We start from the raw sequence: 25,146 nt of genomic DNA, 5'->3' as shown, positions 1-25,146 counted from the left end.
CGTACGTCCGGCACCACGAGCACCACCCGTACGACCCGTCCGACCCGCCCGAACCCGTAAGCACTCACCGCCGCCCACCTCCGCCCACCGTCCCGCCCCCACCCTCACCCGCAGCCCCACCGGTCACCTTCACGCACCGGCCCGCCCCCGCCCCCGCGCACCACCGGAACGCTCCGGCCGTGCCGTAGGTAACACGTGCCACCAGAGCGGCGCGGGCCCGTCGCGCACCCCGCTCCCGGCGGTGCGCCCCTCCGTACGCCACCGGCGCCCACCCGGGCGCCCCACCTCCGTACGCCGCCGGCACCCACCATCAGCTCCCCCCACCCGTCCCAGACGCCTGCCGTACCGCACCGCGCGTCCGCGCGCCCGCGGCCGAGTCCGCGGGCCCCGTCCGGCGTGCCGCCGGACGGCCGCACCCGCCGAGGGGAACAGCCATGGCACCAGAACCTCCCTTGCTCACCATGTCCGGCATCACCAAATCGTTCCCCGGTGTCCGCGCCCTCGACGGCGTCGACCTGGAGGTGGCGGCCGGTGAGGTCCACTGCCTTCTCGGCCAGAACGGCGCGGGCAAGTCCACCCTGATCAAAGTGCTCGCCGGGGCCCACCAGCCCGACGACGGCACCATCACCTGGCGCGGCGAACCCGTCGCGCTGCGCTCCCCGATCGCCGCCATGCGTCTCGGTATCGCCACCATCTACCAGGAACTCGACCTGGTGGAGGGCCTGTCGGTGGCCGAGAACGTACACCTCGGCCATGAGCCCACCGCCGCCGGATTCGTCGTCCGGGCCGGCGCGGCCCGGACGGCCACCGCCGCGCTGCTCCGGCGGCTCGGCCATCCGGAGATCGACCCGGCCCGCCCGGTCGGCGCGCTCTCCGCCGCCCAGCAGCAGATCGTCTCGATGGCCCGGGCGCTCTCCCACGACGTCCGGCTGATCGTCATGGACGAACCGTCCGCCGCCCTCGACCCGGACGAGGTCGACAACCTCTTCCGGATCGTCGCCGGTCTGACCGCCGCGGGAGTCGCCGTCGTCTACATCTCCCACCGGCTGGAGGAGATCCGCCGGATCGGCGACCGGGTCACCGTCCTCAAGGACGGCCGGGCGGTCGCCCGCGGGCTGCCCGCCGAGTCGACCCCGACGAACGAGGTCGTCGCCCTGATGACCGGACGGAAGGTCGAGTACGTCTTCCCCGAACGGCCCGCGGCACCCGCCCCGGCCGGCACCGAACCGGTGCTGCGGGTCGAAGGGCTGACCCGCGCGGGCGAGTTCGCCCCGGTCGACCTCGAAGTCCGCCCCGGGGAGATCGTCGGCCTCGCCGGACTGGTCGGCTCCGGCCGCTCCGAGATCCTGGAGACGGTGTACGGTGCCCGCCGCCCCGATGCCGGCCGGGTCCTGGTCGAAGGCCGCCCGCTGCGCCCCGGCAGCGTACGGTCCGCCGTCGCCGCCGGTATCGGGCTCGCCCCCGAGGAACGCAAGGCCCAGGGACTGCTGCTGACCGAGTCCGTCACCCGCAATGTCTCGGTCGCCACGCTCGCCCGCTTCGCCCGCCTGGGCTGGCTCGACCGGTCCGCCGAACGCGCGGCGGCCCGCGCGGCGACCCGTGAACTCTCCCTGCGCCCCGACAACCCCGACGCCGCAGTCCGCACCCTCTCCGGCGGCAACCAGCAGAAGGCGGTTCTCGCCCGCTGGCTGCTGCGGGGCTGCAAGGTGCTGCTGCTGGACGAGCCCACCCGGGGCGTGGACGTCGGGGCCCGGGCCGAGCTGTACGCCGTGATCCGGCGGCTCGCCGACGAGGGCCTGGCCGTACTCCTCGTCTCCAGTGAGGTGCCCGAGGTGCTGGGCCTCGCCGACCGGGTGCTGGTGCTGCGCGAGGGCAGCGTCGTCCACACGGCCGACGCCCGCGACCTCGACGAGCACCGCGTCCTCGATCTCGTGATGGAAGGGAACCCGACGGCATGACGCAGCCCGCATCGGCGGCGCGCCAGGACGCGCCGAGCCTCCTGAAGAACACCCCCGCGAAGAAGCCGGGGGAGCGGGGCCCCGGCCCCGCCGCCGGCCTCCGCCTCGACGTCCGCAATCTGTCGCTGCTCGGCGTGCTCGCCGCCCTGATCGTGGTCGGCGGCTTCACCAAGCCCGACGAGTTCCTCGCCGTCAGCAACCTCCAGCTGGTACTGGTCCAGGCGTCGATCATCGGGGTCGTCACCGTCGGCATGACCTTCGTCATCACCAGCGGCGGCATCGATCTCTCGGTCGGCGCGATGGTGGCCCTGGCATCCGTCTGGGCGACGACCCTCGCCACCCAGGAGTACGGCTTCGCGGGCATCCTGTTCACCGCGGTCGCCGTCGGGGTGGGCTGCGGACTGGTCAACGGGGTCCTGATCGCCTACGGCGGCCTCGTCCCGTTCATCGCGACCATCGCGATGCTCGCCTCGGCCCGCGGTCTCGCCCTCCAGATCACCGACGGCAAGACCCAGATCGTCACCGTCGACTCCGTGCTCGACCTCGGGGTCAAGGACGCCTACGTCCTGGGCATCCCGCCCCTGGTACTGATCTTCGCCGCGGTCGTCGTCATCGGCTGGCTGGTACTGAACCGCACCACCTTCGGCCGGCGCACCTTCGCCGTCGGCGGCAATCCCGAAGCGGCCCGGCTGGCCGGGATCGACGTCCGCCGCCAGCGCCTCTATCTGTACGTCCTGTCCGGGCTCTGCTGCGGGATCGCCGCCTTCATGCTCGTCGTGCTCTCCGGCTCCGGCCAGAACACCAACGGCAACCTCTACGAGCTGGACGCCATCGCCGCCGCCATCATCGGCGGCACCCTGCTCAGCGGCGGCCGGGGCACCGTCGTCGGCTCCGTACTCGGCGTGCTGATCTTCACCACGATCACCAACATCTTCGCCCTGAACAACCTGGAGACCGCCGTCCAGCAGATCGCCAAGGGCGCGATCATCATCGTCGCGGTCCTGGTGCAGCACCACACGCTGCGCCGCCGCGGGGAGACCTGACCGGTCCGGACCCGCGCCGCCCGTACCCACCGCACCCCACCGCACCTCCACCCAGCAGAACCCTCACCCTCACCATCCGCCGAGCCGAAGGGTCCGATCCGTCATGCCCGACATCTCATCGCCCTCCCGCAGAGGAATCCTCCTCGGAACCGCCGCCGTCTCCGCCGGTGCCCTGATCACCGGCTGCACCAGCAACGAGCCCGCCAAGAAGGACTCCGCCGCCCCGGCGAACGCGCCGGTCGCCGACGGCGCCCCGGGCAAGGCCGTCACCATCGGCTTCGCCGGCCCCCAGGCCGACCACGGCTGGCTCAACGCCATCAACGACAACGCCCGGCAGCGGGCGAAGAAGTACTCCGACGTCACCCTGGAGATCACCGAGGGGTCCAACGACACCGCCGCCCAGATCGGCCAGGTGCAGACCCTGATCAACAAGAAGGTCGACGTTCTGGTCATCCTGCCCGCCGACGGCAAGGCGCTGACCCAGATCGGACTCCAGGCCATGAAGGCCGGTATCCCGGTGATCAACCTGGACCGGATCTTCGCCTCGCCGCAGGCGTACCGCTGCTGGATCGGCGGCGACAACTACGGCATGGGTCTGAACGCCGGGAACTACATCGGCGAACAGCTCAAGGACAAGCCGGACGCCAAGGTGGTCGAGCTGGCCGGGGTGGACAACCTCGAACTGACCAAACAGCGCACCCAGGGCTTCGACGACGCCCTGAAGAACTACCCCAACATCCGGAAGGTCGCCCGCCAGGCCGCCGAGTTCACCGTGGAGTCCGGCCAGGCCAAGATGGCCCAGCTGCTCCAGGCCCAGTCCGACTTCGACGCCCTCTGGAACCACGACGACGACCAGGGCGTGGGCGCCCTGCGCGCCATCGCCCAGGCGGGCCGGAAGGACTTCGTCATGGTCGGCGGCGCCGGGGCCAAATCGGCCATGGACGCCATCAAGGCCGACAACAGCGTGCTGAAGGCGACCGTGCTCTACCCGCCGACGATGTCCGCCTCCGCCATCGACATCGCCCGCGCCGTCGCCCAGGGCAAGGGGGTGGGCGGCATGGCCGAGATGGAGATCCCGGCCTCGATCACCCTCTACTCGGCCGTCGTCACCAAGGACAACGTCGACCAGTACCTGCCCACCGGCTTCATCTGACCGGCGCGCCCGCCCCCACCGAGCAGACCGACGAGGAGGATTCCGCATGGCACAGCAGGACAGTGAGGCCGCAGCGCCGACGCTCGGCGTCGGCATGGTCGGATACGCGTTCATGGGCGCCGCCCACTCCCAGGGGTGGCGCAATGTGAGCCGCGTCTTCGATCTGCCGGTCCGGCCGGTGCTCGCCGCGATCGCCGGACGCGACCCGTCGGCGGTACGGGCCGCGGCCACGCGGCACGGCTGGGCCGCCGCGGAGACCGACTGGCGCGACCTCATCGCCCGGGACGACGTACAGCTCGTCGACATCTGCACCCCGGGCGACTCCCATGCGGAGATCGCGATCGCCGCGCTGGCGGCGGGCAAACATGTGCTCTGCGAGAAGCCGCTGGCCAATTCGGTGGCGGAGGCGGAAGCCATGGCGGCGGCCGCGGAGGCGGCCGCCGCCCGCGGGCAGCTGGCGATGGTGGGCTTCAACTACCGCCGGGTCCCCGCCGTCGCCCATGCCCGCGCGCTGATCGCCGCCGGGCGGCTCGGCACCCTGCGGCATCTGCGCTTCACCTATCTCCAGGACTGGCTGGTGGACCCGGAGTTCCCGCTGACCTGGCGGCTGCGGAAGGAACACGCGGGCTCCGGCGCCCTCGGCGATCTGGGCGCCCATATCGTCGACCTCGCCCAGTATCTGGCGGGGGAGCGGCTGCTCGGGGTCTCCGCGCTCGCGCAGACCTTCGTCACGGAACGCCCCCTGCTCACGGGCGCCGCCGCCGGACTCCCGGGCGGTGGGCCCGGCGGCACGGAGCCTTTGGCCACGGGCCGGGTGACGGTCGACGACGCGGCCCTCTTCAACGGCAGGCTGCCCTCGGGGGCGCTGGCGTCCTTCGAGGCGACCCGGATGGCAGCGGGCCGCAAGAACGCCCTGCGGTTCGAGATCAACGGCGAACTCGGCTCCCTCGCCTTCGATCTGGAACGGCTCAACGAACTCTCCTTCCACGACCACACCGAGCCCGCCTCGGCCTCCGGTTTCAAACGGATCCTGATCACCGAGGCCGACCACCCCTATCTGTCGGCCTGGTGGCCGCCGGGCCATGCCCTCGGCTACGAGCACACCTTCACCCACCAGGCCCGGGACCTGGTCGAGGCGCTCGTCAGCGGCGCCCCCGCCGCGCCGTCGTTCGCCGACGGCCTCCAGGTGCAGCGGGTGCTCGCGGCCGTGGAGCGGAGCGCGGCGGACAACGCGGTCTACACCCCCGTCTGAACGGGGCCTCCGTAGCGGCCGTCACCAGGCTCCCGTGCCCCGTATCCCCTACCCCGGTTCCCGTTCCCCCGGAACCCCCGCTCGCGGACCAGGACAGGACAGGAAAGGTCAGGAGACACCCCATGCCACGTCCGTTCACGCTCTTCACCGGCCAGTGGGCCGATCTGCCGCTGGAGGAGGTGTGCCGGCACGCCCGCGACTTCGGCTACGACGGCCTGGAGCTGGCCTGCTGGGGCGACCACTTCGAGGTGGACAAGGCGCTCGCCGACCCCGGCTATGTCGCGGGGCGGCACGCCCTGCTCGACAAGTACGGCCTGAAGTGCTGGGCGATCTCGAACCATCTGGTCGGCCAGGCCGTCTGCGACCATCCCATCGACGAACGCCACCGCGCCATCGTCCCCGCCCGGATCTGGGGCGACGGCGACCCCGAGGGGGTCCGGCGGCGGGCCGCGGCCGAGCTGAAGGACACCGCGCGGGCCGCGGCCGCCTTCGGCGTCGGCACCGTCGTCGGCTTCACCGGCTCGTCGATCTGGTACCTCAACGCGATGTTCCCGCCCGCCCCGCCGGCGATGATCGACCGGGGGTACGAGGACTTCGCCGAACGCTGGAACCCGATCCTCGACGTCTTCGACGCGGAGGGCGTCCGCTTCGCCCACGAGGTCCACCCCAGTGAGATCGCCTACGACTACTGGACGACCCGGCGGGCCCTCGACGCGGTGGACAACCGCCCCGCCTTCGGGCTCAACTTCGACCCCAGCCACTTCGTCTGGCAGGACCTGGACCCGGCCGGCTTCCTCTACGACTACCGGGACCGGATCTACCACGTCGACTGCAAGGACGCCCGCAGGCGGCTCGACGGCCGCAACGGCCGGCTCGGCTCGCATCTGCCCTGGGGCGACCCCCGGCGCGGCTGGGACTTCGTCTCCGCCGGACACGGCGACGTGCCGTGGGAGGACGTCTTCCGGATGCTCCGGTCCATCGGCTACGACGGCCCGGTCTCGGTCGAGTGGGAGGACGCCGGGATGGACCGGATGGCCGGTGCGCCACAAGCGCTTTCCCTGTTGAAGCAGTACGACTTCGAGCCACCGGCCGCCTCCTTCGACGCGGCCTTCGGCAGCGCCGACTGACCCGTCGCGGGCAGCGGAGCCGCAGCTGAGAGCAGGTCCACCGGCCCGGTGGCGAACGATGCCACCGGGACGGTCCGCCCTGCCCTCGCCCGGCTTTGTCCTGCCTCCGGGAAAAGTCCAAGTTCCTCTCTGCACAAGGGCTTTCCGTTCGGGACGAACGCGTCTACCGTCCCTGATGTGCTCAGCCTCTAGGTGGTTCCCGGTGTGACGGCGCACTCCGGTTCCACGGTTTCCCGCCCCGTTCGACCGGTCCCTACCGGAGGAGTTCCGTGCACCCCAACCGAAGCAGACCACGCGTCCGCCGCGCCCTCGCGCTGCTGACCGGCGCCCTGCTCGCCGCCACCTCGTTCACCGTCGGCGCACCGCAGCTCGCCGCCGCCGCCCCGCCGGGACAGGCCGCGCAGGCGGCGGCCGAGCCGGCCGCCGAATCCTTCCAGCAGGTCACCCTCGCCAAGGGGGCCGCCGAGACCGGCGAGCCGATGTCCATGGCGGTCCTCCCGGACCGCAGCGTGCTGCACACCTCCCGCAACGGCGAACTCCGGATGACCGACTTCACGGGCGCCACCCGGATCGTCGGGAAGATCCCGGTCTACTCGCACGACGAGGAGGGCCTCCAGGGCATCGGCCTGGACCCGAAGTTCGCCCAGAACCGTTTCGTCTATCTCTACTACGCGCCCCCGATGAACACGCCCCCGGGTGACGCCCCCAACGAGGGCACCCCGGAGGAGTTCGCCAAGTGGGACGGGGTCAACCGGCTCTCCCGGTTCGTCCTGAAGACCGACGGCACCCTCGACACGGCCAGTGAGAAGAAGATCCTCGACGTCCCCGCCACCCGCGGCATCTGCTGCCATGTCGGCGGCGACATCGACTTCGACGCGCAGGGCAACCTCTATCTGTCGACCGGCGACGACACCAACCCCTTCGCCTCCGACGGCTACACCCCGGTCGACGACCGGCCGGGCCGCAACCCCGCCTACGACGCCCGCCGCACCTCGGGCAACACCAACGACCTCCGCGGCAAGCTCCTCCGCATCAAGGTCAACGACGACGGCTCGTACTCCGTCCCCGAGGGCAACCTCTTCGCCCCCGGCACCCCGAAGACCCGCCCCGAGATCTACGCTATGGGCTTCCGGAACCCCTTCCGGTTCAGCGTCGACCCCAAGACCGGCACGGCGTACGTCGGTGACTACGGGCCCGACGCGGCAGCCGCCGACCCCAAGCGGGGACCCGCCGGAGCCGTCGGCTTCGTCAAGGTCGACAAGCCCGGCAACTTCGGCTGGCCGTACTGCAACACCTTCAAGCAGCCCTACGTGGACTGGGACTTCGCCACCAAGCAGCCCGGCGCGGCCTTCGACTGCGACGCCCCGAAGAACGAGTCCCCGTACAACACCGGACTCACCGACCTGCCGCCCGCGCAGAAGGCATGGATACCGTACGACGGCGGCTCGGTCCCCGAGTTCGGCACCGGCGGCGAATCCCCGATGGGCGGCCCCGTCTACCGCTACGACCCGGCCAACCCGTCCCCGGTGAAGTTCCCCGAGGCCTACGACGGCGACTACTTCGCCGGTGAGTTCGGCCGCCGCTGGATCAAGCGGATCGAGCAGAACCCCGATGGCTCAGGCGGCTCCGTCGCGAAGATCAACCCCTTCCCCTGGACCGGCACCCAGGTGATGGACATGCAGTTCGGACCGGACGGCGCGCTGTACGTCCTCGACTACGGCACCGCCTGGTTCGGCGGCAACGAGCACTCCGCGCTCTACCGCATCGAGAACGCCACCGGCGGCCGGTCGCCCTCGGCCGAGGCCAAGGCCAACCGCACCTCCGGCAAGGCGCCGCTGAAGGTCGCGTTCTCCTCGGACGGCACCACCGACCCCGACGGCGACGCCCTCACCTACGCCTGGGCCTTCGGCGACGGCGGCACCTCCACCGACCCGAACCCCACCCACACGTACCGGAAGAACGGCACCTACACCGCCACCCTCACCGTCAAGGACCCGACCGGCCGCATCGGCGGCGCCAGTGTCCGTGTCGTCGTCGGCAACACCGCCCCCAAGGTCGTCCTGGAGGCCCCCGCCGACGGAACCCTGTTCTCCTTCGGCGACGAACTCCCCTTCAAGGTGAAGGTCACCGACCCCGAGGACCAGGCCGCGGGCGGCGTCGACTGCGCCAAGGTCACCGTCAGCTACTTCCTCGGCCACGACAGCCACGCCCACAAGCTGACCAGCGTCAACGGCTGCTCCGGCACCATCAAGACCCCCGGTGACGGCGGCCACGACCCCAACGCCAACATCTACGGCGTACTCGTCGCCGAATACACCGACCAGGGCGGCGGCGGCCAGGAGGCGCTGAGCGCCAAGGACGAACTCCAGCTCCAGCCCCGCCACCGGCAGGCCGAGCACTTCAGCGCCCAGTCCGGCATCCGCACCTACGACAAGCCCACCGCCAACGGCGGCAAGACCGTCGGCGATATCGACAACGACGACTGGATCTCCTTCAAGCCCTACAACCTGACCGGGGCCACCAAGCTCACCACCCGGATCTCCTCCGGCGGCGCGGGCGGCTTCCTGGAGGTCCGCACCGGCTCCCCGACCGGGAAGATCCTCGGCTCCGGGCCGATCCCGGTGACCGGCGGCTGGGAAGTCTTCCAGGACGTGGACATCCCGCTGCGGGGCGTCCCGAAGAAGTCCACCGAACTCTTCCTGGTCTTCAAGGGCGGTACCGGAGCCCTCTACGACATCGACGACTTCACCCTCTCCAACTCCCCGCCCGACCGCACGGCCAAGCGGGTCCTGGTCTTCTCCAAGACCGCCGGCTTCCGGCACGACTCCGTCGCCGCCGGCACCGCCGCCCTCAAGGAACTCGGCAAGGGCAGCAACATCACCGTCGACTCCACCGAGTCCGCGGCCCAGTTCACCACCAGCAACCTGGCCCGCTACGACGCCGTCGTCTTCCTCTCCACCACCGGTGACGTCCTCAACGCCGAACAGCAGCAGGCGTTCGAGAACTTCATCCACACCGGCGGCGGCTATCTGGGCGTCCACGCGGCCGCCGACACCGAATACGACTGGCCGTTCTACGGCAACCTGGTCGGCGCCTACTTCTCCGGCCACCCGCAGATCCAGTCCGCCACCGTCCGCGTCGAGGACCGCGGCCACCCCGCGACCAAGCACCTCGGCCCGGAGTGGACCCGGACCGACGAGTGGTACAACTACCGCACCAACCCGCGCGACAAGGTCCGGGTCCTCGCCACCCTCGACGAGACCACCTTCCAGGGCGGCACCATGAAGGGCGACCACCCGATCGCCTGGTGCCAGACCTACGAGGGCGGCCGCTCCTTCTACACCGGCGGCGGCCACACCAAGGAGTCGTACGCCGAGCCCGCCTTCCGCGACCACCTCCTCGGCGGACTGCGCTACGCCGCCGGACAGGTCAAGGCCGACTGCAAGCCGCAGCAGGGCGAGCGGGCGATCTTCAACGGCAAGACCCTCGACGGCTGGAAGCAGGCCGGACCCGGCCGGTTCACCGTCGCCGACGGCGAACTGCGCTCCGAAGGCGGGATGGGCCTGCTCTGGTACCAGGCCAAGGAGCTGAACGCGTACTCCCTGAAGCTGGACTGGAAGCTCAACGGCGACGACAACTCCGGGATCTTCGTGGGCTTCCCCGCCTCCGACGACCCCTGGTCGGCCGTGACCAAGGGCTACGAGATCCAGATCGACGCCACCGATGTCCCGGCACGCACCACCGGCTCCGTCTACGGCGCCAAGTCCGCCGACCTCAAGGCCCGCGACCGGGTGCTCCGGCCGCCCGGCCAGTGGAACAGCTACGAGATCAGGGTCCAGGGCGAGCGGATCCAGGTCTTCCTCAACGGCGCCAAGATCAACGACTTCACCAACAAGGACCCCAACCGCAGCCTGAAGGACGGCTATATCGGGCTCCAGAACCACGGACCGCAGGACAAGGTCTCCTTCCGGAACATCACCCTGAAGGGGCTGTCCGGCTAGAAATGCCGTCGCGATGCCTCCGGTGACTCCCTTCGGGAGCCGTCCCGGGAACCTCCGGGACGGCCCATGACCGGCGGCGGGCGGGGTGGCGCCGTACCCCCCGCCCGCCGCCCCACCGGGGCGGCGCCCACCGGCCCCGTACGGCAAGCACCCACCACCCACCACTCCACCTGTTCCGTCCCACCTCACCGGCTCCGGCCCGGCACCGGTACCAGGTGCGACCCCGGCCCACCCCGCGCCCCGGCACCAGGAACGACGCAAGGAGGCAGCCCGTGCCGCAGGAACCCGCCCCGCACGCAACCCCCTCGACCCACCCCCTCGCGACCGGTTCCCCCAGGCACGCCGAGCGACCCGGTGAGCGGTACGGCCCCGCCGGGACCGGTCCGGAGCCGTACCCCCACGGCCGTACGGGCGCCGGGGCCCGCACCGGTGTCTGGTTCGCCGGCGCGCGCGGCTCCGTCGCCACCACGGCCGTCGCGGGCTGCGCCGCCGTCACCGCCGGACTGCACCCGCCGACCGGGATGGTCGCCGAGACCCCGCCGTTCGCCGCCGCCGGACTGCCCGGCCTGGCGTCCCTGGTCTTCGGCGGCCACGACATCGCCTGTGTCCCCCTCCCCAAACGGGCCGAGGAGCTGACCGCGGCGGGCGTGCTGCCGCCGGGCCTGGCCCGCGCCGTCCACGCCGAACTGGCCGCCGCCGACGCGGAGATCCGGCCCGGCGGCCCGCAGCCCGGCGACACCCGCGACGACGAGGAGCTCGTCGCCGCCTTCGCCGCCGACATCGTTGCCTTCCGCGAGCGGCACCGGCTGGCCCGGGTCGTCGTCGTCAACGTCTCCACCACCGAGCCGCTGCCCGCACCCGGCGACCCCCGGCTCACCACCGGCTCCCGCTACGCGGCCGCCGCGATCCGGGCGGACTGCCCCTTTGTGAACTTCACCCCCTCCACCGGGCTGCGCACCCCCGGACTCCTGGCCGCCGCCGCGGCCCGCGGGCTTCCCCACGCGGGCCGCGACGGCAAAACCGGCCAGACACTGCTCCGGGCCGCGCTCGCCCCGATGTTCGTCCAGCGGGCCCTGACCGTACGGGCCTGGTCCGGGACGAATCTGCTGGGCGGCGGCGACGGGGCGGCGCTGGCCGACCCGGCGGCCGCGGCCGCGAAGAACGCGGGCAAGGAACGCGTCCTGTCCGACATCCTCGGAGCGGCGCCCGAGGGCGAGGTGCACATCGACGACGTGCCCGCGCTCGGGGACTGGAAGACCGCCTGGGACCACATCGCCTTCGACGGCTTCCTCGGCTCCCGCATGATCCTCCAGACGATCTGGCAGGGCTGCGACTCGGCACTCGCCGCCCCCCTCGTCCTGGACCTCGCCCGGCTGACGGCCCGCGCCCACGAACGCGGCCTCGCGGGCCCCCTGCCCGCGCTCGGCTTCTACTTCAAGGACCCGGACGGCGGCCCGTCCGCGCTCGCCGACCAGTTCACGGAGCTGCTCTCCTTCGCGGACACCCTGCGGGACCCCCGGTGAGCCCGGCCACCCTGCTGGGCCGCGCCGCCGAACCGGCCTCGGGACCGGTCCCGGTGCGCCTGCTCCGCCGCGGCGCGGCAGCCGCACTGCGCCTCCTGACCGGTGCGGGCCGGATCCCTCCGGGCGCGCGGGGGGTATGTACCCCGGCCGGCGGCTCCGGCGCCCCGGGGACGCCCGGTTCCGGCCGCACCGGGACCGGCTCCGGGACGCCGGGCGACGCCGTCCCCTCCCGTCCGTCCGTTCCGCCCCGGTTTTCCGGCCCGGCTCCGTACTCCGGCCCGGCCCCACGCTCCGGCCCGGGCGCCGCCCGGCTCCGGAGCGGCCCCGAGCCCGGCTGCCCCGCGGCGGCCGGTGGTCCCGTTCCGGGGGCGCGGTCGGCGCGCTCCCGGAACGGGCGGACTCCCACCGCGTCGCGACTGCGCGCCTGGGCCGAGCTGCTCCGGGTCTCCGCCGCCCTCTCGGTGCCCGGCGACGCCCTCGCCGGGGCCGCCGCCCGCGGACGGCGCCCCGGCCGCGGCACGCTTCTCGCCGCCGGTGCGTCCGTCTGCCTCTACGAGGCCGGTATGGCGCTCAACGACTGGGCCGACCGCGACGAGGACGCCGCCGAACGCCCGCACCGGCCGATCCCCTCCGGCCGGATCGCGCCCGCCGCCGCGCTGACGGCCGCCGGTGCCCTCACCGTGGCGGGGCTGGCCCTCGCCGCCCGCGCCGGGAGCCCGGCACTGACCCTCGCCGTACCCCTCGCGGCCACGGTCTGGGCGTACGACCTGCGGCTGAAGCACACCCGCCACGGCCCCGCCGCGATGGCGGCGGCCCGTGCGCTGGACCTGCTGATGGGTGCGGCGGCGACGGCTCCGGGACCCGTGGGCGCCCGCGCGCTGCGGGCCGCGGCCGTACTCGGCACCCACACGTACGCGGTCACGGCCGTCTCCCGGCACGAGGTGCACGGCGGCTCCACCCGGGCACCGCTCGGCGCGCTCGCCGTTGTCGCGGCGGTCGCCGGTGCGGCCGTACGGGACGGCCGGGCCGTGCCCACCGCGCTGGGCGCCGCGTACGCCCGGACCGCCGCCGTCCCCTTCGCGCACGCGGCGCTCAACCCGTCCCCGCCGCTCACCGAACGCGCCGTCGGCGGCGGCATCCGGGCCGTCATCCCGCTCCAGGCGCTGCTCGCGGCCCGTGCCGGACACCCCGCCGGGACGGCGACCGCGGTGGCGCTCATGGCGCTCGCGCCCCCGGCCCGGTCCCTGGCCCGGAAGGTGAGCCCCACATGACGTCCGCCGTACCGAACCTGCCGGCCCCCGCCACCGCCCCGACCTCCGCCCCCGCTCCCCTACGGAAGGCGACCCCCGTATGACCCGGCTCAACCTCGGATACGGCACCAACGGGCTGACCGACCTCCGGCTCGGGGACGCCCTCGCGCTCCTCGCCGACCTCGGCTACGACGGTGTCGGGCTGACGCTCGACCATATGCACCTCGACCCGCTCGCCCCCGGCCTCGCCGCCCGCACCGCGGAGACCGCCGCACTGCTCGGGCGGCACGGGCTCGCCGTCGCCGTGGAAACCGGCGGGCGGTACGTCCTGGACCCGCGGCGCAAGCACGGGCCGTCGCTGCTGGACCCGGAGCCCGAAGGCCGGGCGGCCCGCGCGGACCTGCTCGTCACGGCCGTCCGGGTGGCCGCCGACCTGGGGGCGACGGCCGTGCACTGCTTCAGCGGCGTCACCCCGCCCGGCACGGACCCGGCGACCGCGTGGCGGCGCCTCGCCGACTCCCTCGCCCCGGTCGCCGAAGCCGCCGGAGCGGCGGGCATCCCGCTCGCCGTCGAACCCGAGCCGGGCCATCTGCTGGCCACCCTGGCCGACTTCCACACCCTCAGGACCCTCCTCGGCGATCCGGAGCCGCTCGGGCTCACTCTCGACATCGGGCACTGCCAGTGCCTGGAGGAGCGGAGCCCGGCCGACTGCGTACGGGACGCGGGCCCCTGGCTCCGCCATGTACAGATCGAAGACATGCGCCGCGGTGTCCACGAGCATCTGCCGTTCGGGGAGGGCGAGATCGACTTCCCGCCCGTGCTGGAAGCGCTCGCCGCCACGGGCTACCAGGGCCTGACCGTCGTCGAACTGCCCCGCCACTCGCACGCGGGCCCCGAACTGGCCCGCTCGTCCATGGAGTTCCTCCGGCAGGCGACCCCGGCGGAGGCGAAGGCAGCGGCGGTGACGGCATGCTGAACCCCCGCGACGCTCTGGCAGCCGGCCTGACCGCGGCGCTGACGGAAGCCCTGACCCGAGCCGGGGACGAACCGGCCCGCGCCTGGCTCACCACAGCCCTGGCCCGGGCCCGGCCCGCAGCCGCCGGAACCGGACCCTCCGCCGCCTCGCACCCCGCTGCCACCACCCCCACGCCGCCGGGCCTCCCGCACCCCGCTCCCACCCCGCCCCCCGGCGGAGCCGCCCGCCCCGCCCCCTGGGAGCCGGACTTCGCCGCCGCCGGGCGCCGGCTCGGCCCCGTACACGCCGACTCCGGCCGGGTGCTGCTCCTCCTCACCGCGGCCCCCGGCGCCGCCGCCCTCACCCGGCTCTACCACCACGGCACCGCCGACGAACGGCGTGCCGTGCTGCTCGCCCTGCCCCACCTCGACACCCCGCAACCCGCGGCCTTCCTCCCCATCGTCGAGGACGCCCTGCGCACCAACGACACCCGGCTGGTCGCCGCCGCCCTCGGACCGTACGCCGCGGCCCACCTCGGCCCGCACGCCTGGCGGCACGCCGTACTCAAATGCCTGTTCACCGGGGTGTCACTGGCCGCCGTCGACGGGCTGGACCGCCGGGCCCGCGGCGACGCCGAACTCGCCCGGATGCTCACCGACTACGCCGCCGAGCGAACCGCCGCGGGCCGCCCCGTACCCCCCGACCTGACGCACGCGCTCGCCCTCACCGGGGTCGCCGTGCCGTCGAAGGAGGTCTGACCGCATGCGCATCTTCGACCCCCATATCCATATGACCTCCCGCACCACCGACGACTACGAGGCGATGTACGCCGCCGGGGTCCGGGCCCTGGTGGAGCCCGCGTTCTGGCTGGGGCAGCCGCGTACCTCGCCCGAGAGCTTCCACGACTACTTCGACGCCCTCCTCGGCTGGGAGCCGTACCGCGCCGCCCAGTACGGCATCGCCCACCACTGCACCATCGCCCTCAACCCCAAAGAGGCCAACGACCCCCGCTGCACCCCCGTCCTCGCCGAACTGCCCCGCTATCTCGCCAAGGACGGCGTGGTCGCCGTCGGCGAGATCGGCTACGACGCGATGACCCCCGCCGAGGACACCGCCCTCGCCGTACAGCTCGGCCTGGCCGCCGAGCACGGACTGCCCGCGCTGGTCCACACCCCGCACCGCGACAAGCTCACCGGGCTGCGCCGCACCCTCGACGTCGTCCGCGAATCGGCTCTGCCTCCCGAACGGGTCCTGCTCGACCATCTCAACGAGACGACCGTGGAGACCGCGCTGGACAGCGGCTGCTGGCTGGGGTTCTCGGTCTACCCGGACACCAAGATGGACGAGGACCGGATGGTCGCGATCCTCACCACCTACGGAACGGACCGGATGCTGGTCAACTCCGCCGCCGACTGGGGGAGGAGCGACCCCCTGAAGACCCGCCGGGTGGGGGAGGCGATGCTCGCCGCCGGCTTCTCCGCCGCCGACGTCGACCAGGTCCTCTGGCGCAACCCCGTCGCCTTCTACGGGCTCAGCGGCCGGCTCCGCCTCGACGTCCGGCCGCCGGACGCCCTGCACGAGGGCAACTCCGTCCTCCGCGGCGGGGAATAGGGAAGGGGCCGACGGCATGCGCTTCCGCCACCCCGACGGCTCGACCGTCCACCTCGCCTACTGCACCAACGTCCACCCCGCCGAAACCCTCGACGGAGTCCTCGCCCAGCTCCGCGACCACTGCGAACCCGTACGGCGCCGCCTCGGCCGGGACCGGCTCGGCATCGGCCTCTGGCTCGCCAGGGACGCCGCGGGAGCCCTGGTCGGCGACCCCGCCGCGCTCCGCGCCCTCCGCGCCGAACTGGACCGGCGCGGACTGGAGGTCGTCACCCTCAATGGCTTCCCGTACGAGGGCTTCGGCGCCGAAGAGGTCAAGTACCGGGTCTACCGGCCCGACTGGACGGACCCCGAACGCCTCGCCCACACCACCGACCTCGCCCGGCTCCTCGCCGCGCTGCTGCCCGACGATGTCACCGAGGGCACCATCTCCACCCTGCCGCTCGCCTGGCGGACCGGCTTCGGCGCCGAAGCCGCCGACACCGCCCACCGGGCCCTCACCGCGCTCGCCGGGCGGCTCGACGGGCTGGAGGAACTGACCGGCAAGTCGGTCCGGATCGCCCTCGAACCGGAACCGGGCTGCACGGTGGAGACCACCGCCGACGCGATCGCCCCACTCGCCGCGATCGGCTCGCCCCGGATCGGCGTCTGCGTGGACACCTGCCACCTCGCGACGTCCTTCGAGGACCCGGCGACCGCGTTCGCCGCCCTCGCCGCCGCCGGGATCACCGTCCCCAAGGCCCAGCTCTCCGCCGCCCTGCACGCCGGGTCCCCGCACCTCCCGGAAGTACGGGAGGCACTGGCCGCCTTCGCCGAGCCGCGCTTCCTCCACCAGACCCGTACCCGCACCCCCGACGGGCGGCTGCACGGCACGGACGACCTCGACGAGGCCCTGCGCCCCGGCGGCTTACTCCCCGACGGCGGCCCCTGGCGCTCCCACTTCCACGTACCCCTGCACAGCCCGCCCGCGCCCCCGCTGACCTCCACCCTCCCCGTCCTGCGGGACGCCCTCACCCATCTGTTGGGGACACCTCCGCTCACCCGCCATCTGGAGGTGGAGACGTACACCTGGCAGGCGCTCCCTGCCGAACTGCGGCCCCGCACCCGTGCCCGGCTCACCGAGGGCATCGCCGCCGAACTGGTCCTCGCCCGCGACCTCCTCACCGACCTCGGCCTGAAGGAACTGCCGTGACCACCGAGCACCCGGCCCCGCTTCTCGTCCTGGACGTCGTCGGCCTCACCCCGCGCCTCCTCGACCATATGCCGCGGCTGCGCGCGCTGGGCGAGAGCGGCTCCCGGGCGGCCCTGTCGACCGTGCTGCCCGCCGTCACCTGCACCGCCCAGTCCACCTTCCTCACCGGCACGCTCCCCGCCGAGCACGGCATCGTCGGCAACGGCTGGTACTTCCGGGAACTGGGCGACGTCCTCCTCTGGCGCCAGCACAACGGGCTGGTGGCGGGGGACAAGCTCTGGGACGCGGCCCGCCGCGCCCACCCCGGCTACACCGTCGCCAATATCTGCTGGTGGTACGCGATGGGCGCCGACACCGACTACACGGTGACCCCGCGCCCGGTCTACTACGCCGACGGCCGCAAGGAGCCCGACTGCTACACCCGGCCCCCCGAACTCCACGCCGAGCTGACCGCCGAGCTGGGCACCTTCCCCCTGTTCCACTTCTGGGGCCCCGGCGCGGACCTCGTCTCCAGCCAATGGATCATCGACGCGACCCGGCACATCATCGCCACCCGCCGCCCCGACCTCGCCCTCGCTTATCTCCCGCACCTCGACTACGACCTCCAGCGCTACGGCCCCGAGGACCCCCGCTCCCACCGCGCCGCCGCCGAACTCGACACGGCGATCGGCCCGCTGCTGGCCGATGCCCGGCGCGAGGGCCGGACGGTGGTGGTGCTCTCCGAATACGGCATCACCCCGGTCTCCCGCCCCGTCGACATCAACCGCGCCCTGCGCCGGGCCGGACTCCTCGACGTCCACACCCAGGACGGTATGGAGTACCTGGACCCGATGGCCTCCCGGGCGTTCGCCGTCGCGGACCACCAGATCGCCCATGTGTATGTGAAGCGGACCGAAGACCTCCCCGCGGTACGCGAGGCCCTGACCGGCCTCCCCGGGCTGGAACGGCTCCTCGACGACGAGGGCAAGAAGGAACACGGCCTGGACCACCCCCGCTCCGGGGAACTGGTCGCGCTCGCCGAGCCGGACGCCTGGTTCACCTACTACTACTGGCTGGACGACGCCCGCGCCCCCGACTTCGCGCGGCTCGTCGAGATCCACCGCAAACCCGGCTACGACCCCGCCGAACTCTTCATGGACCCGCACGACCCGTATGTCCGCCTCCGGGCGGCCGGTGCGCTGGCCCGGAAGAAGCTCGGCATGCGCTACCGGATGGCGGTCGTCCCCCTCGACCCGTCCCCGGTCCGCGGCAGCCACGGCCGCCTGCCCGCGAGCGACGACGAAGGTCCGCTCCTGCTGTGCTCCACCCCCCGCGCCGTCGGGGGCCGTATCGCGGCCACCGATGTGAAGTCCCTGCTGCTGCGGCTCGCCGGCCTGCCCGCCGGCGACCGCACCCCGGCCGAAAGCGAGTAACCGTGTCCTTCTTCAGATCATCAGGCTCCGACGAGTCCGTACGCCGCGCGCTGGGCGTGGAGCGCCGCCGCTTCCTCTCCACCTGTACGGCGGTGGGCGCCGCCGCGATCGCCGCGCCGGTCTTCGGCGCGTCCCCCGCCCTGGCCCACGGCCGGGACCACGATCACGACGACCACGGCCACGGCCACGACCGGAAGTCGCTCGTCCCGTCCCACAAGCGGGGTCTGATCCTCTACACCGTCCGCGACGCGATCGGCCGCGACCCCGGCGCGACCGACCTGCCGTCCGGCTTCCGCGAGGTCTTCCGTACGCTCTCCCGCTACGGCTACCGCCAGGTCGAGTTCGCGGGCTTCGGCCAGCACGCGAACGCCCCGGGCGGCGCGAACCTCGACGCGGTGGCCGGAGCGCGGCTGCTCCGCTCCTGGCTGGACGAGTACGGACTGCGGGCACAGGGCAGCCACGGCTTCATCCCCGCCTCCTGGCCGCTGAGCACCCCCGACCTGGACCGCTTCAAACACGCCCTGGAGATCGCGAACATCCTCGGCATGGACCATATGGGCACCGGCGGGGACCCGACCTGGGGCTCCACCAAGGCCGAGTGGGACACCGCCGCCGACAAGTGGAACGCCCTGGGCGCGATCGCCCGCCGCGCGGGCATCAAGCTCTACACCCACAACCACGACACGGCCTACGACTTCCTCCTGGACGGCGGCCCCCCGGACGCCCAGGGCCGCCCGACCCGCAGCTCCGGCATCCGCAAGCTGGAGTACTTCCTGAAGCGCACCGACCCCAGGAGCGTCTGGCTGGAGATGGACGTGTTCTGGGCACATGTGGCCCGCTACAAGTTCCACACGTACTCCGCCCACGACGGCACCCCGGTCCGCAGCGTCTTCGACCCGGCCCGGCTGGTTGCCAGGAACGGGAAGCGTTACCCGCTGTTCCACGCCAAGGACGGAGTGGTGAACACCGCCAGCGGGCTCGGCTACGACATGGTGCCCTTCGGTACGGGTGATATCGACTACCGCGCCTTCTTCACCCGGGTGGGCAACCGGAACTACCACAACCCGATGGTCGAACAGGACAACGCCCCGAGCGGCACCTCGCCCGCCCAGTCCCTGGAGTACGCCGCCACGGGCTACCGCAACCTCGCGGCCCTCCGCCGCCGCTGATGCCCACTCCGTTACCCACCGCCCCGAACCCCGGGTGCCCCGCCTCCTGGCCGGGCACCCGGGCCCGACGGCGGGCCGCGACCGGGCTCAGGCGCCTGATCACCGCGCACGAGCCGCATCTGTTCTATGCGGGCTGCAGAAACCCGACGACGGCCTCCTTCTCCCTGTCGATACCCTGCTCGATTCGAGGCGGGACCGGTTCGAACACATCCACCTGGACGGAGCGCGAGCCGGGGCCACGGGCCCAGGTGGCGACGGCCAGGCCGTCGGCGACGACGGTGGGCCGGATGAGGCCGCCGCCCGGCCGGACGCGGGCCTCGTGGAGAGCGGGGACGGACACCTCGCGGGTGCGGTAGCCGATCAGGTAGTTGTCGTAGGCGGGCAGTATGCGGACATCCGGGGTGCCGGACGAGTCCGGGAGCTCCGTCACCCGCCCGGCGAGCACGGTCAACGCCCCGTACTCGGCGATCGCGCCCGATTCCGCCAGCAGTTTCCAAGCCCTGCGGGCCCGGGTGACCGGCAGCCCGGACCAGGCGGCGAAGTCCCCCGAGGCGGCGGGGGAGTACGCGGCCAGGTAGCGGCGGGCCAGCTCGGCGAGAGCGGCATCACCCTCCCACCGGACCCGCCCGGTGGTGGGCAGCCAGTCGTCCACCAGTACAAACGTGGCCTCACCGGCGCGCTGTGGGCCGTGGCAGAGGGTGCCCGTCAGTGCCGCGTGGCGGATCAGATGGAAAGGCGCCTGCCCGTCCGGCGGGATACCGAGGGTGGTGAGGTGCCCGGTCAGCTCGGCCCGGGTGAGTGGTCCGTGCGTGGCAAGAACCCGCCGGATCAGACGGTCGGCGCGCCCGCGCAGATCATCGCCCAGGCCCAGTTGGCGGTAGCGGCTGCTGGTTGCGGCCAGGACCCGGGGGGCGAGCAGTTGCCGTACCCAGTGGGCGTCTTCGCCGGGGATGGTGTGCAGCGTGCCGCGCATGTACCAGTTGCGGACGATGCTCCGTTCGTCCTCGTACGCCGCGCGGATGGCCCGGGCGGTGATGTTCCGCCCGCGTACCCGGATGCCCAGATCGGCGGCCGTGGCCTCCTGGGCCTGGATGGCGAAGACTCGTCGGACGACCGCCTCGGCAGAGGCCTCCCGTACCCCGTCGGCCAGGGCCTGCGCACCGGCCCGCAGCCGGCGGACGTCTTCGTGGTCCGGCATCGGGCCGTGCCTCCCGGCCGGCGCGGTCAGGAGACGGCCTTGTCGAGGACACGGGCGAGTTCGACGGGCGCGGACAGCATCGGCCAGTGTCCGGTGGGCAGGTCGAAGCGTCGCCACGGCGGCTGGTTCAGGTAGGACAGCATCGGCACCCCGGCATCCAGCAGGCCCGTGAAGTCGTGGCAGGCGACCAGGACACGGTCCACACCGGGACCGGGCTCGGCCGGGCCGGCGAGACGCTGGGTGAAGGTGCCGAAGGGCTGGGGGGTGGCACCCGCGCGCAGAACGTCCCGCCTGCCCTCGTCGAGCCCGTCGAGGCTGCCGGACAGGCCCAGGACTTCGAACGGCGGCATCGGCAGCCGCCACCCGTCGCCGGAAGCGTCGACCTGCCGGCGCAGCTGGTCCGCTGCCTCCGGCGGCATCAGGTCGAGCATGCACATGCCCTCGGCGAACGGGGCGCTGTCCACGTACACCACGCGCTCCAGCCGGTCGCCGAGACGTCCGGCCGCCCCGGTCACCGGAGCGGCCGCATAGCTGTGGGCGACCAGCGTCACTTCGCGCAGATCCTCCCGCTCGACGAAGCCGGTGATGTCCGCGATATGCGCGTCCAGGTCCGTCTCGGGTCCGCCCCGGTCCGCGTGCCCGGCCAGGCCGGTCAGCGTCAGCGGCAGCGCCGTGTGGCCGCGCTCCCGCAGAGCGCGGGCGGTGTCCTCCCAGGCCCATGCCCCGAGCCAGGCGCCGGGAACGAGTACGAAGGTGGCCATGTGATCTCCCAGAAGTAGGTGCTGCGGGGAGCGTAAAGTCGATACAGGACAGAATCCGCCCTGAAATGCCGAGTGATCGATGACGCATCCCCTGACCCGTGTGCTGACCCTGCTGGAGCTCCTCCAGTCCAACGCCCGGCTCACCGGGACGGAGCTGGCCGACCGCCTGGGCACCGACGTCCGCACGGTGCGCCGGTACACCGCCCACCTGCGGGAACTGGGCATCCCCGTGGAAGCCGAACGCGGCCGCTACGGTGGCTACCGACTGGCCCGCGGCTACCGCATGCCACCCCTGGTCCTCACCAACGACGAGGCCCTCGCCGTCGTCCTGGGCCTCCTCGCGGCGGAACGCCTGGGCATGGGCACCGCGGCACCGGCCGGCGCCGGCGCCCTGGCCAAGATCGAACGGGTGCTTCCGCAGGCCCTGCGCGAACCGCTCGCCGCCATGCGGGAGACCCTGTCGTTCACCGCCGACGCCGTGACCGGGCAGGCCCCCGGAACCGGCGTCCTGCTGGCACTGGCCCAGGCCTCCCGCGCCCGCACGGCCATCGGCATCAGCCACCGGTCCTGGCGCCGGGAACACACCGAACGCGATATCGACCCCTACGGCGTGGTCTTCCACACCGGCCGCTGGTACGTCGTCGGCCACGACCACCTCCGCGACAGCCTGCGCACCTTCCGCATCGACCGCATCGACTCCGCCACCCCCCGAGCCGCCGCCTTCACCGCACCCGCCGGCTTCGACCCCGTGGCCCACCTGACTTCGACCCTCGCCCAGGGGCTCTACCGCTGGAGTGTCGAGGTGACGATCCACGGCCCCCTCGACGAGATCGCCCGCCGACTGCCTCGCTCAGCGGTGACCCTCACCGCCCGGCCCACCGGCGTGCTCATGCGCGCACAGGCGGAATCACTGGACGGCATGGCCCACCTGCTCGCCTCCCTGGAATGGCCCTTCACCATCCACCAGCCCGACGAACTGCGTCAGGCACTCAAGAGCCTGGCCGACCGGCTCACCGTGGCTGCCCGGCGGGGATCGGAAGAACTACCGCGGTAGACGCCGCGCATCCCGGCCGCACTCCCCCCTGATCACACAGGGTAGTCACCCGCTCGCAAGTGGTCCCGCCCTCGGCTTTTCCGCCCGTCCACCCCACTGACCACGGGAAACGTGGTCGATGAGCAGGCCGAACCCCTGGTATTGTTGTCCATGTCGCCGCGGGGAACACCCCCGAGGCGGTCACCTGAGTCCGGGTGGCGGAATGGCAGACGCGCTAGCTTGAGGTGCTAGTGCCCTTTATCGGGCGTGGGGGTTCAAGTCCCCCCTCGGACACCAGCGGAGACCCCAGTTCATCTGGGGTCTTTCTGTTTTTCCGCAATAACCCGCATTGCTTTGACGGAACCCCCGGTCCGGATCCGTCCGGGCCGGGGGTTCTCTCTCTGTTCCCGTCCCTGACGAGGCGCTACCGGTCCATGGGTACGGACGCGTGGACATGGTTCAGGTGCACGATCACGTCGAAGGTGCGTCCCAGTGCTACGGACCGCCGTTCGCTGGGGTACGACCCCGGTATCACGAAGGTGGGACGGGAGCCGTTCAGCCAGTTGCCGACGGCCGGGGTGCGGCCTGCCGTGCGCAGGTCCACGTAGTAGTCGTGGTGGCGGACCTTGTCGAGGGTGTGTTCGTTGCTGCCGGGGGCGGCTGGGCCGGTGGAGAACACCTCGTACCGGCCGGTCTCCGTGTTCATCGCCCGGTACTCGCCGCTGTGGATGGTGGTGCCGATCGCCAGGTACTCGTCTCCGACCAGTTCCCGGAGGAAGGCGCCCTGCACCTTGGGGTGCGTCGTCGCATCGGGTGTCTCGTAGCCGAGGTGGGCATTGTGGGCGGATACGAGGATCCGGTCCCCGGTCTGCCGCTGCCACCATGCCGTGTTCTCGGCCATCGCCCGGTCGCGGTGCCGGTTCGCCTCGGCCTGTTCGGCCGGGCTGCCCTCGTAGGTGAACACGGCCGTGTGCTGTTGGATGACGCGGGCTTCCTGGAGTACCCAGGGGTCCTTCGTGTCCGCCTGCTCCAGCAGCCGGTAGGCGGCTCGCGCGTCGGCATCGATGGACCTGAGTTCGGCGGCGGGCTTCGCAATCAGGGCCTGCATCCGCTCTCCCATACTGTGCGGCAGGGCCAGCAGCGCTGCGTAGCGCCGGCGCAGCTCGGGCAGCAGGGCCTGCTGGTGCCGGGCGGCCCAGGTGAGGATGCGCTCGTACTGTTCCCGGCCCACGTCGCCGATGTCGTTGCCCATGACACGGACCTGCCGGTCGGGGGCGGCGGTCCGGTTGTGTTCGCGCATCCAGGTGAAGAGGGCGCGGAACTCCTCGTTGCGCCAGTCCTCGAAGGTGAACTGGAACTCGTCGCGCATGATCTGCCGCAGGTCGCCCCGGCCGGTGCGCACGTACGCGTCGAGGCGGGCGCCCGCCGACCAGTGCACTTCCAGCGAGAAGGTCCGGAAGCCGTTCTTCTCGACCAGGTGCTGGAAGAGGCGGTGCTTCAGCTGGAACAGTTCCTTGGAGCCGTGGGTGGCCTCGCCGACGCCGACGATGGTCGCACCTTTGACCATGCGGGAGAGGGCTGTCAGATCTCCGCTCGGACCGCCCGGCGCGGCGCTGCTCAGCGGGTGGGCGCGGCGCTCGATCCCGGAGACGACGGCCCGCTCTGCGCGGTCGGTGTGCTCGGTGGGCCCGGGGCGGGCGGCCGTGGTCGCGGCGGGTGCGGTGGACGGCAGGCCGACGGCGGGCGCCGCGGCGCTCAGGGCCGCGACCACGGCGACGGACGCCATCAGTCCTGCTCGTACTCGCTCCGTCGTCATCGCCGGTCTCCCTCGGTGTTCCGGACACCGTCGCCGGTGGGCGTCCTGTCCAGGAACTTGTCGATCCAGTTCCGGTGGGCGGTGACGTCGGTCCAGATCCCGGGCGCGTTGGTGCAGATCCCGTCGCGGTTGCCGTCGCGAGAAGTGGCGCCGATGAGCTCCCAGCGCTTGCCGGTGTGCTTGAGGAGCGGGCCGCCGGAGTCGCCGCCGCAGGCCATCGTGCCGGGCACCCGTCCGAGCTGGCACAGCTCGGACGCGGGGTCGATGAGTGTGCAGTCGCCGGGCGGCACGGTGCGGAGTCCGAGCTGCTGGAGCCGTTCGGGGTAGATGTCCTCGGTTTCGGAGACGGTGCCCCAGCCGATGGCCCGGGTGAGGGTGCCGACCGGACCGGGGCGGTGGGCGATCCTGACCGGCTGGTGGGTGACGGGCCGGTCCAGGCGGACGAGCGCGATGTCGTTGCTGCCGGGGTCCGCGGAGTAGCCGGGGTGGGTCACCACGTGGCTGATCGTGCGGACGGTCCCGCCGGAGGTGCGGTTCTCGCTGCCGATCCGGACGGTGCCGGTGGGGTCGGCGCCGAGGGAGCGGTCGAAGCAGTGCGCGGGCGGTGACGACCCACTGCGGGGAGATCAGCGAGCCGCCGCAGTGGCCGACGTCGTTCTTCATGGGGATGGAGACCATGAAGGAGTAGCGCTGGG

General features: G+C 72.6%; 19 protein-coding genes and 1 tRNA gene. 16 read left to right on the top strand and 4 right to left on the bottom strand.

Features of this window, described 5'->3' with window-relative positions:
* Positions 1 to 434: 434 nt before the first annotated feature.
* From ACWDR0_RS09310 to ACWDR0_RS09245, 14 genes are all read left to right on the top strand, one after another.
* Entirely contained in the window at positions 435 to 1,958 is a 1,524-nt protein-coding gene (locus ACWDR0_RS09310) for a sugar ABC transporter ATP-binding protein (protein WP_456351023.1), read from the top strand.
* The gene (locus ACWDR0_RS09305; protein ID WP_456351022.1) at positions 1,955 to 3,001 is read left to right on the top strand and encodes an ABC transporter permease; all 1,047 of its coding nucleotides are present in this window, start codon (positions 1,955 to 1,957) and stop codon (positions 2,999 to 3,001) included. The genes ACWDR0_RS09310 and ACWDR0_RS09305 overlap by 4 nt, the downstream gene beginning before the upstream one ends.
* 103 nt (positions 3,002 to 3,104) lie before the next feature.
* Complete coding sequence (locus ACWDR0_RS09300; RefSeq protein ID WP_456351021.1) at positions 3,105 to 4,154, top strand: substrate-binding domain-containing protein; 1,050 nt, start codon at positions 3,105 to 3,107, stop codon at positions 4,152 to 4,154.
* A 46-nt stretch (positions 4,155 to 4,200) separates the two neighbouring features.
* Positions 4,201 to 5,406, top strand: a complete 1,206-nt coding sequence (locus tag ACWDR0_RS09295; protein ID WP_456351020.1) for a Gfo/Idh/MocA family protein — start codon at positions 4,201 to 4,203, stop codon at positions 5,404 to 5,406.
* Positions 5,407 to 5,528: 122 nt separating this feature from the next.
* Positions 5,529 to 6,533, top strand: coding sequence for a sugar phosphate isomerase/epimerase family protein (locus ACWDR0_RS09290; protein WP_456351019.1), 1,005 nt, complete (start codon positions 5,529 to 5,531; stop codon positions 6,531 to 6,533).
* Between the two features lie 269 nt (positions 6,534 to 6,802).
* A complete protein-coding gene (locus ACWDR0_RS09285) occupies positions 6,803 to 10,534 on the top strand; it encodes a ThuA domain-containing protein (RefSeq protein WP_456351018.1) in 3,732 nt (1,243 codons plus the stop codon).
* Positions 10,535 to 10,806: 272 nt separating this feature from the next.
* The gene (locus tag ACWDR0_RS09280) at positions 10,807 to 12,057 is read left to right on the top strand and encodes an inositol-3-phosphate synthase (RefSeq protein WP_456351017.1); all 1,251 of its coding nucleotides are present in this window, start codon (positions 10,807 to 10,809) and stop codon (positions 12,055 to 12,057) included.
* A gap of 416 nt (positions 12,058 to 12,473) precedes the next feature.
* The gene (locus ACWDR0_RS09275; protein ID WP_456351049.1) at positions 12,474 to 13,328 is read left to right on the top strand and encodes an SCO3242 family prenyltransferase; all 855 of its coding nucleotides are present in this window, start codon (positions 12,474 to 12,476) and stop codon (positions 13,326 to 13,328) included.
* A gap of 79 nt (positions 13,329 to 13,407) precedes the next feature.
* Positions 13,408 to 14,283, top strand: a complete 876-nt coding sequence (locus tag ACWDR0_RS09270) for a sugar phosphate isomerase/epimerase family protein (RefSeq protein ID WP_456351016.1) — start codon at positions 13,408 to 13,410, stop codon at positions 14,281 to 14,283.
* Positions 14,277 to 15,020, top strand: coding sequence for an EboA domain-containing protein (locus tag ACWDR0_RS09265; RefSeq protein WP_456351015.1), 744 nt, complete (start codon positions 14,277 to 14,279; stop codon positions 15,018 to 15,020). The genes ACWDR0_RS09270 and ACWDR0_RS09265 overlap by 7 nt, the downstream gene beginning before the upstream one ends.
* A gap of 4 nt (positions 15,021 to 15,024) precedes the next feature.
* The gene (locus ACWDR0_RS09260) at positions 15,025 to 15,873 is read left to right on the top strand and encodes a TatD family hydrolase (protein WP_456351014.1); all 849 of its coding nucleotides are present in this window, start codon (positions 15,025 to 15,027) and stop codon (positions 15,871 to 15,873) included.
* Between the two features lie 16 nt (positions 15,874 to 15,889).
* Positions 15,890 to 17,062 (top strand): metabolite traffic protein EboE, encoded by a 1,173-nt coding sequence (gene eboE / locus ACWDR0_RS09255; protein ID WP_456351013.1) that lies wholly within the window; start codon positions 15,890 to 15,892, stop codon positions 17,060 to 17,062.
* Positions 17,059 to 18,474: an alkaline phosphatase family protein gene (locus tag ACWDR0_RS09250; protein WP_456351012.1), complete on the top strand. Its 1,416-nt coding sequence runs from the start codon at positions 17,059 to 17,061 to the stop codon at positions 18,472 to 18,474. The genes eboE and ACWDR0_RS09250 overlap by 4 nt, the downstream gene beginning before the upstream one ends.
* Before the next feature lie 2 nt (positions 18,475 to 18,476).
* Positions 18,477 to 19,643: a sugar phosphate isomerase/epimerase family protein gene (locus tag ACWDR0_RS09245; RefSeq protein WP_456351011.1), complete on the top strand. Its 1,167-nt coding sequence runs from the start codon at positions 18,477 to 18,479 to the stop codon at positions 19,641 to 19,643.
* A 124-nt stretch (positions 19,644 to 19,767) separates the two neighbouring features.
* On the opposite strand, the gene ACWDR0_RS09240 is transcribed toward ACWDR0_RS09245, so the two are convergent.
* Positions 19,768 to 20,841 (bottom strand): winged helix DNA-binding domain-containing protein, encoded by a 1,074-nt coding sequence (locus ACWDR0_RS09240; RefSeq protein ID WP_456351010.1) that lies wholly within the window; start codon positions 20,839 to 20,841, stop codon positions 19,768 to 19,770.
* Positions 20,842 to 20,867: 26 nt separating this feature from the next.
* A complete protein-coding gene (locus ACWDR0_RS09235; RefSeq protein WP_456351009.1) occupies positions 20,868 to 21,602 on the bottom strand; it encodes an alpha/beta fold hydrolase in 735 nt (244 codons plus the stop codon).
* Positions 21,603 to 21,681: 79 nt separating this feature from the next.
* On the opposite strand from ACWDR0_RS09235, the gene ACWDR0_RS09230 reads away from it, so the two are divergent.
* Together ACWDR0_RS09230 and ACWDR0_RS09225 are read left to right on the top strand one after the other, a co-directional pair.
* On the top strand, positions 21,682 to 22,656 hold the full coding sequence (locus ACWDR0_RS09230; protein WP_456351008.1) for a helix-turn-helix transcriptional regulator: 975 nt from the start codon (positions 21,682 to 21,684) through the stop codon (positions 22,654 to 22,656).
* 188 nt (positions 22,657 to 22,844) lie between these two features.
* Positions 22,845 to 22,932: transfer RNA gene (locus ACWDR0_RS09225), tRNA-Leu, on the top strand.
* 127 nt (positions 22,933 to 23,059) lie between these two features.
* Here the strand turns inward: ACWDR0_RS09225 and ACWDR0_RS09220 are convergent.
* Together ACWDR0_RS09220 and ACWDR0_RS09215 are read right to left on the bottom strand one after the other, a co-directional pair.
* Positions 23,060 to 24,451: an erythromycin esterase family protein gene (locus tag ACWDR0_RS09220; RefSeq protein WP_456351048.1), complete on the bottom strand. Its 1,392-nt coding sequence runs from the start codon at positions 24,449 to 24,451 to the stop codon at positions 23,060 to 23,062.
* Complete coding sequence (locus tag ACWDR0_RS09215) at positions 24,448 to 24,999, bottom strand: S1 family peptidase (protein WP_456351047.1); 552 nt, start codon at positions 24,997 to 24,999, stop codon at positions 24,448 to 24,450. The genes ACWDR0_RS09220 and ACWDR0_RS09215 overlap by 4 nt, the downstream gene beginning before the upstream one ends.
* Positions 25,000 to 25,146 lie beyond the last annotated feature (147 nt).

It is taken from the genome of Streptomyces sp. NPDC003691 (assembly GCF_053981115.1).
Note: the sequence above shows the minus strand (reverse complement) of the source record. Positions and strands in the feature narration are given on the sequence as shown.

Coding starts and splice junctions, on each gene's coding strand:
- ACWDR0_RS09310 (WP_456351023.1), top strand. CDS start 435: ATGGCACCAGAACCTCCCTTGCTCACCATGTCCGGCATCACCAAATCG.
- ACWDR0_RS09305 (WP_456351022.1), top strand. CDS start 1,955: ATGACGCAGCCCGCATCGGCGGCGCGCCAGGACGCGCCGAGCCTCCTG.
- ACWDR0_RS09300 (WP_456351021.1), top strand. CDS start 3,105: ATGCCCGACATCTCATCGCCCTCCCGCAGAGGAATCCTCCTCGGAACC.
- ACWDR0_RS09295 (WP_456351020.1), top strand. CDS start 4,201: ATGGCACAGCAGGACAGTGAGGCCGCAGCGCCGACGCTCGGCGTCGGC.
- ACWDR0_RS09290 (WP_456351019.1), top strand. CDS start 5,529: ATGCCACGTCCGTTCACGCTCTTCACCGGCCAGTGGGCCGATCTGCCG.
- ACWDR0_RS09270 (WP_456351016.1), top strand. CDS start 13,408: ATGACCCGGCTCAACCTCGGATACGGCACCAACGGGCTGACCGACCTC.
- ACWDR0_RS09265 (WP_456351015.1), top strand. CDS start 14,277: ATGCTGAACCCCCGCGACGCTCTGGCAGCCGGCCTGACCGCGGCGCTG.
- ACWDR0_RS09260 (WP_456351014.1), top strand. CDS start 15,025: ATGCGCATCTTCGACCCCCATATCCATATGACCTCCCGCACCACCGAC.
- eboE (WP_456351013.1), top strand. CDS start 15,890: ATGCGCTTCCGCCACCCCGACGGCTCGACCGTCCACCTCGCCTACTGC.
- ACWDR0_RS09240 (WP_456351010.1), bottom strand. CDS start 20,841: ATGCCGGACCACGAAGACGTCCGCCGGCTGCGGGCCGGTGCGCAGGCC.
- ACWDR0_RS09235 (WP_456351009.1), bottom strand. CDS start 21,602: ATGGCCACCTTCGTACTCGTTCCCGGCGCCTGGCTCGGGGCATGGGCC.
- ACWDR0_RS09230 (WP_456351008.1), top strand. CDS start 21,682: ATGACGCATCCCCTGACCCGTGTGCTGACCCTGCTGGAGCTCCTCCAG.
- ACWDR0_RS09220 (WP_456351048.1), bottom strand. CDS start 24,451: ATGACGACGGAGCGAGTACGAGCAGGACTGATGGCGTCCGTCGCCGTG.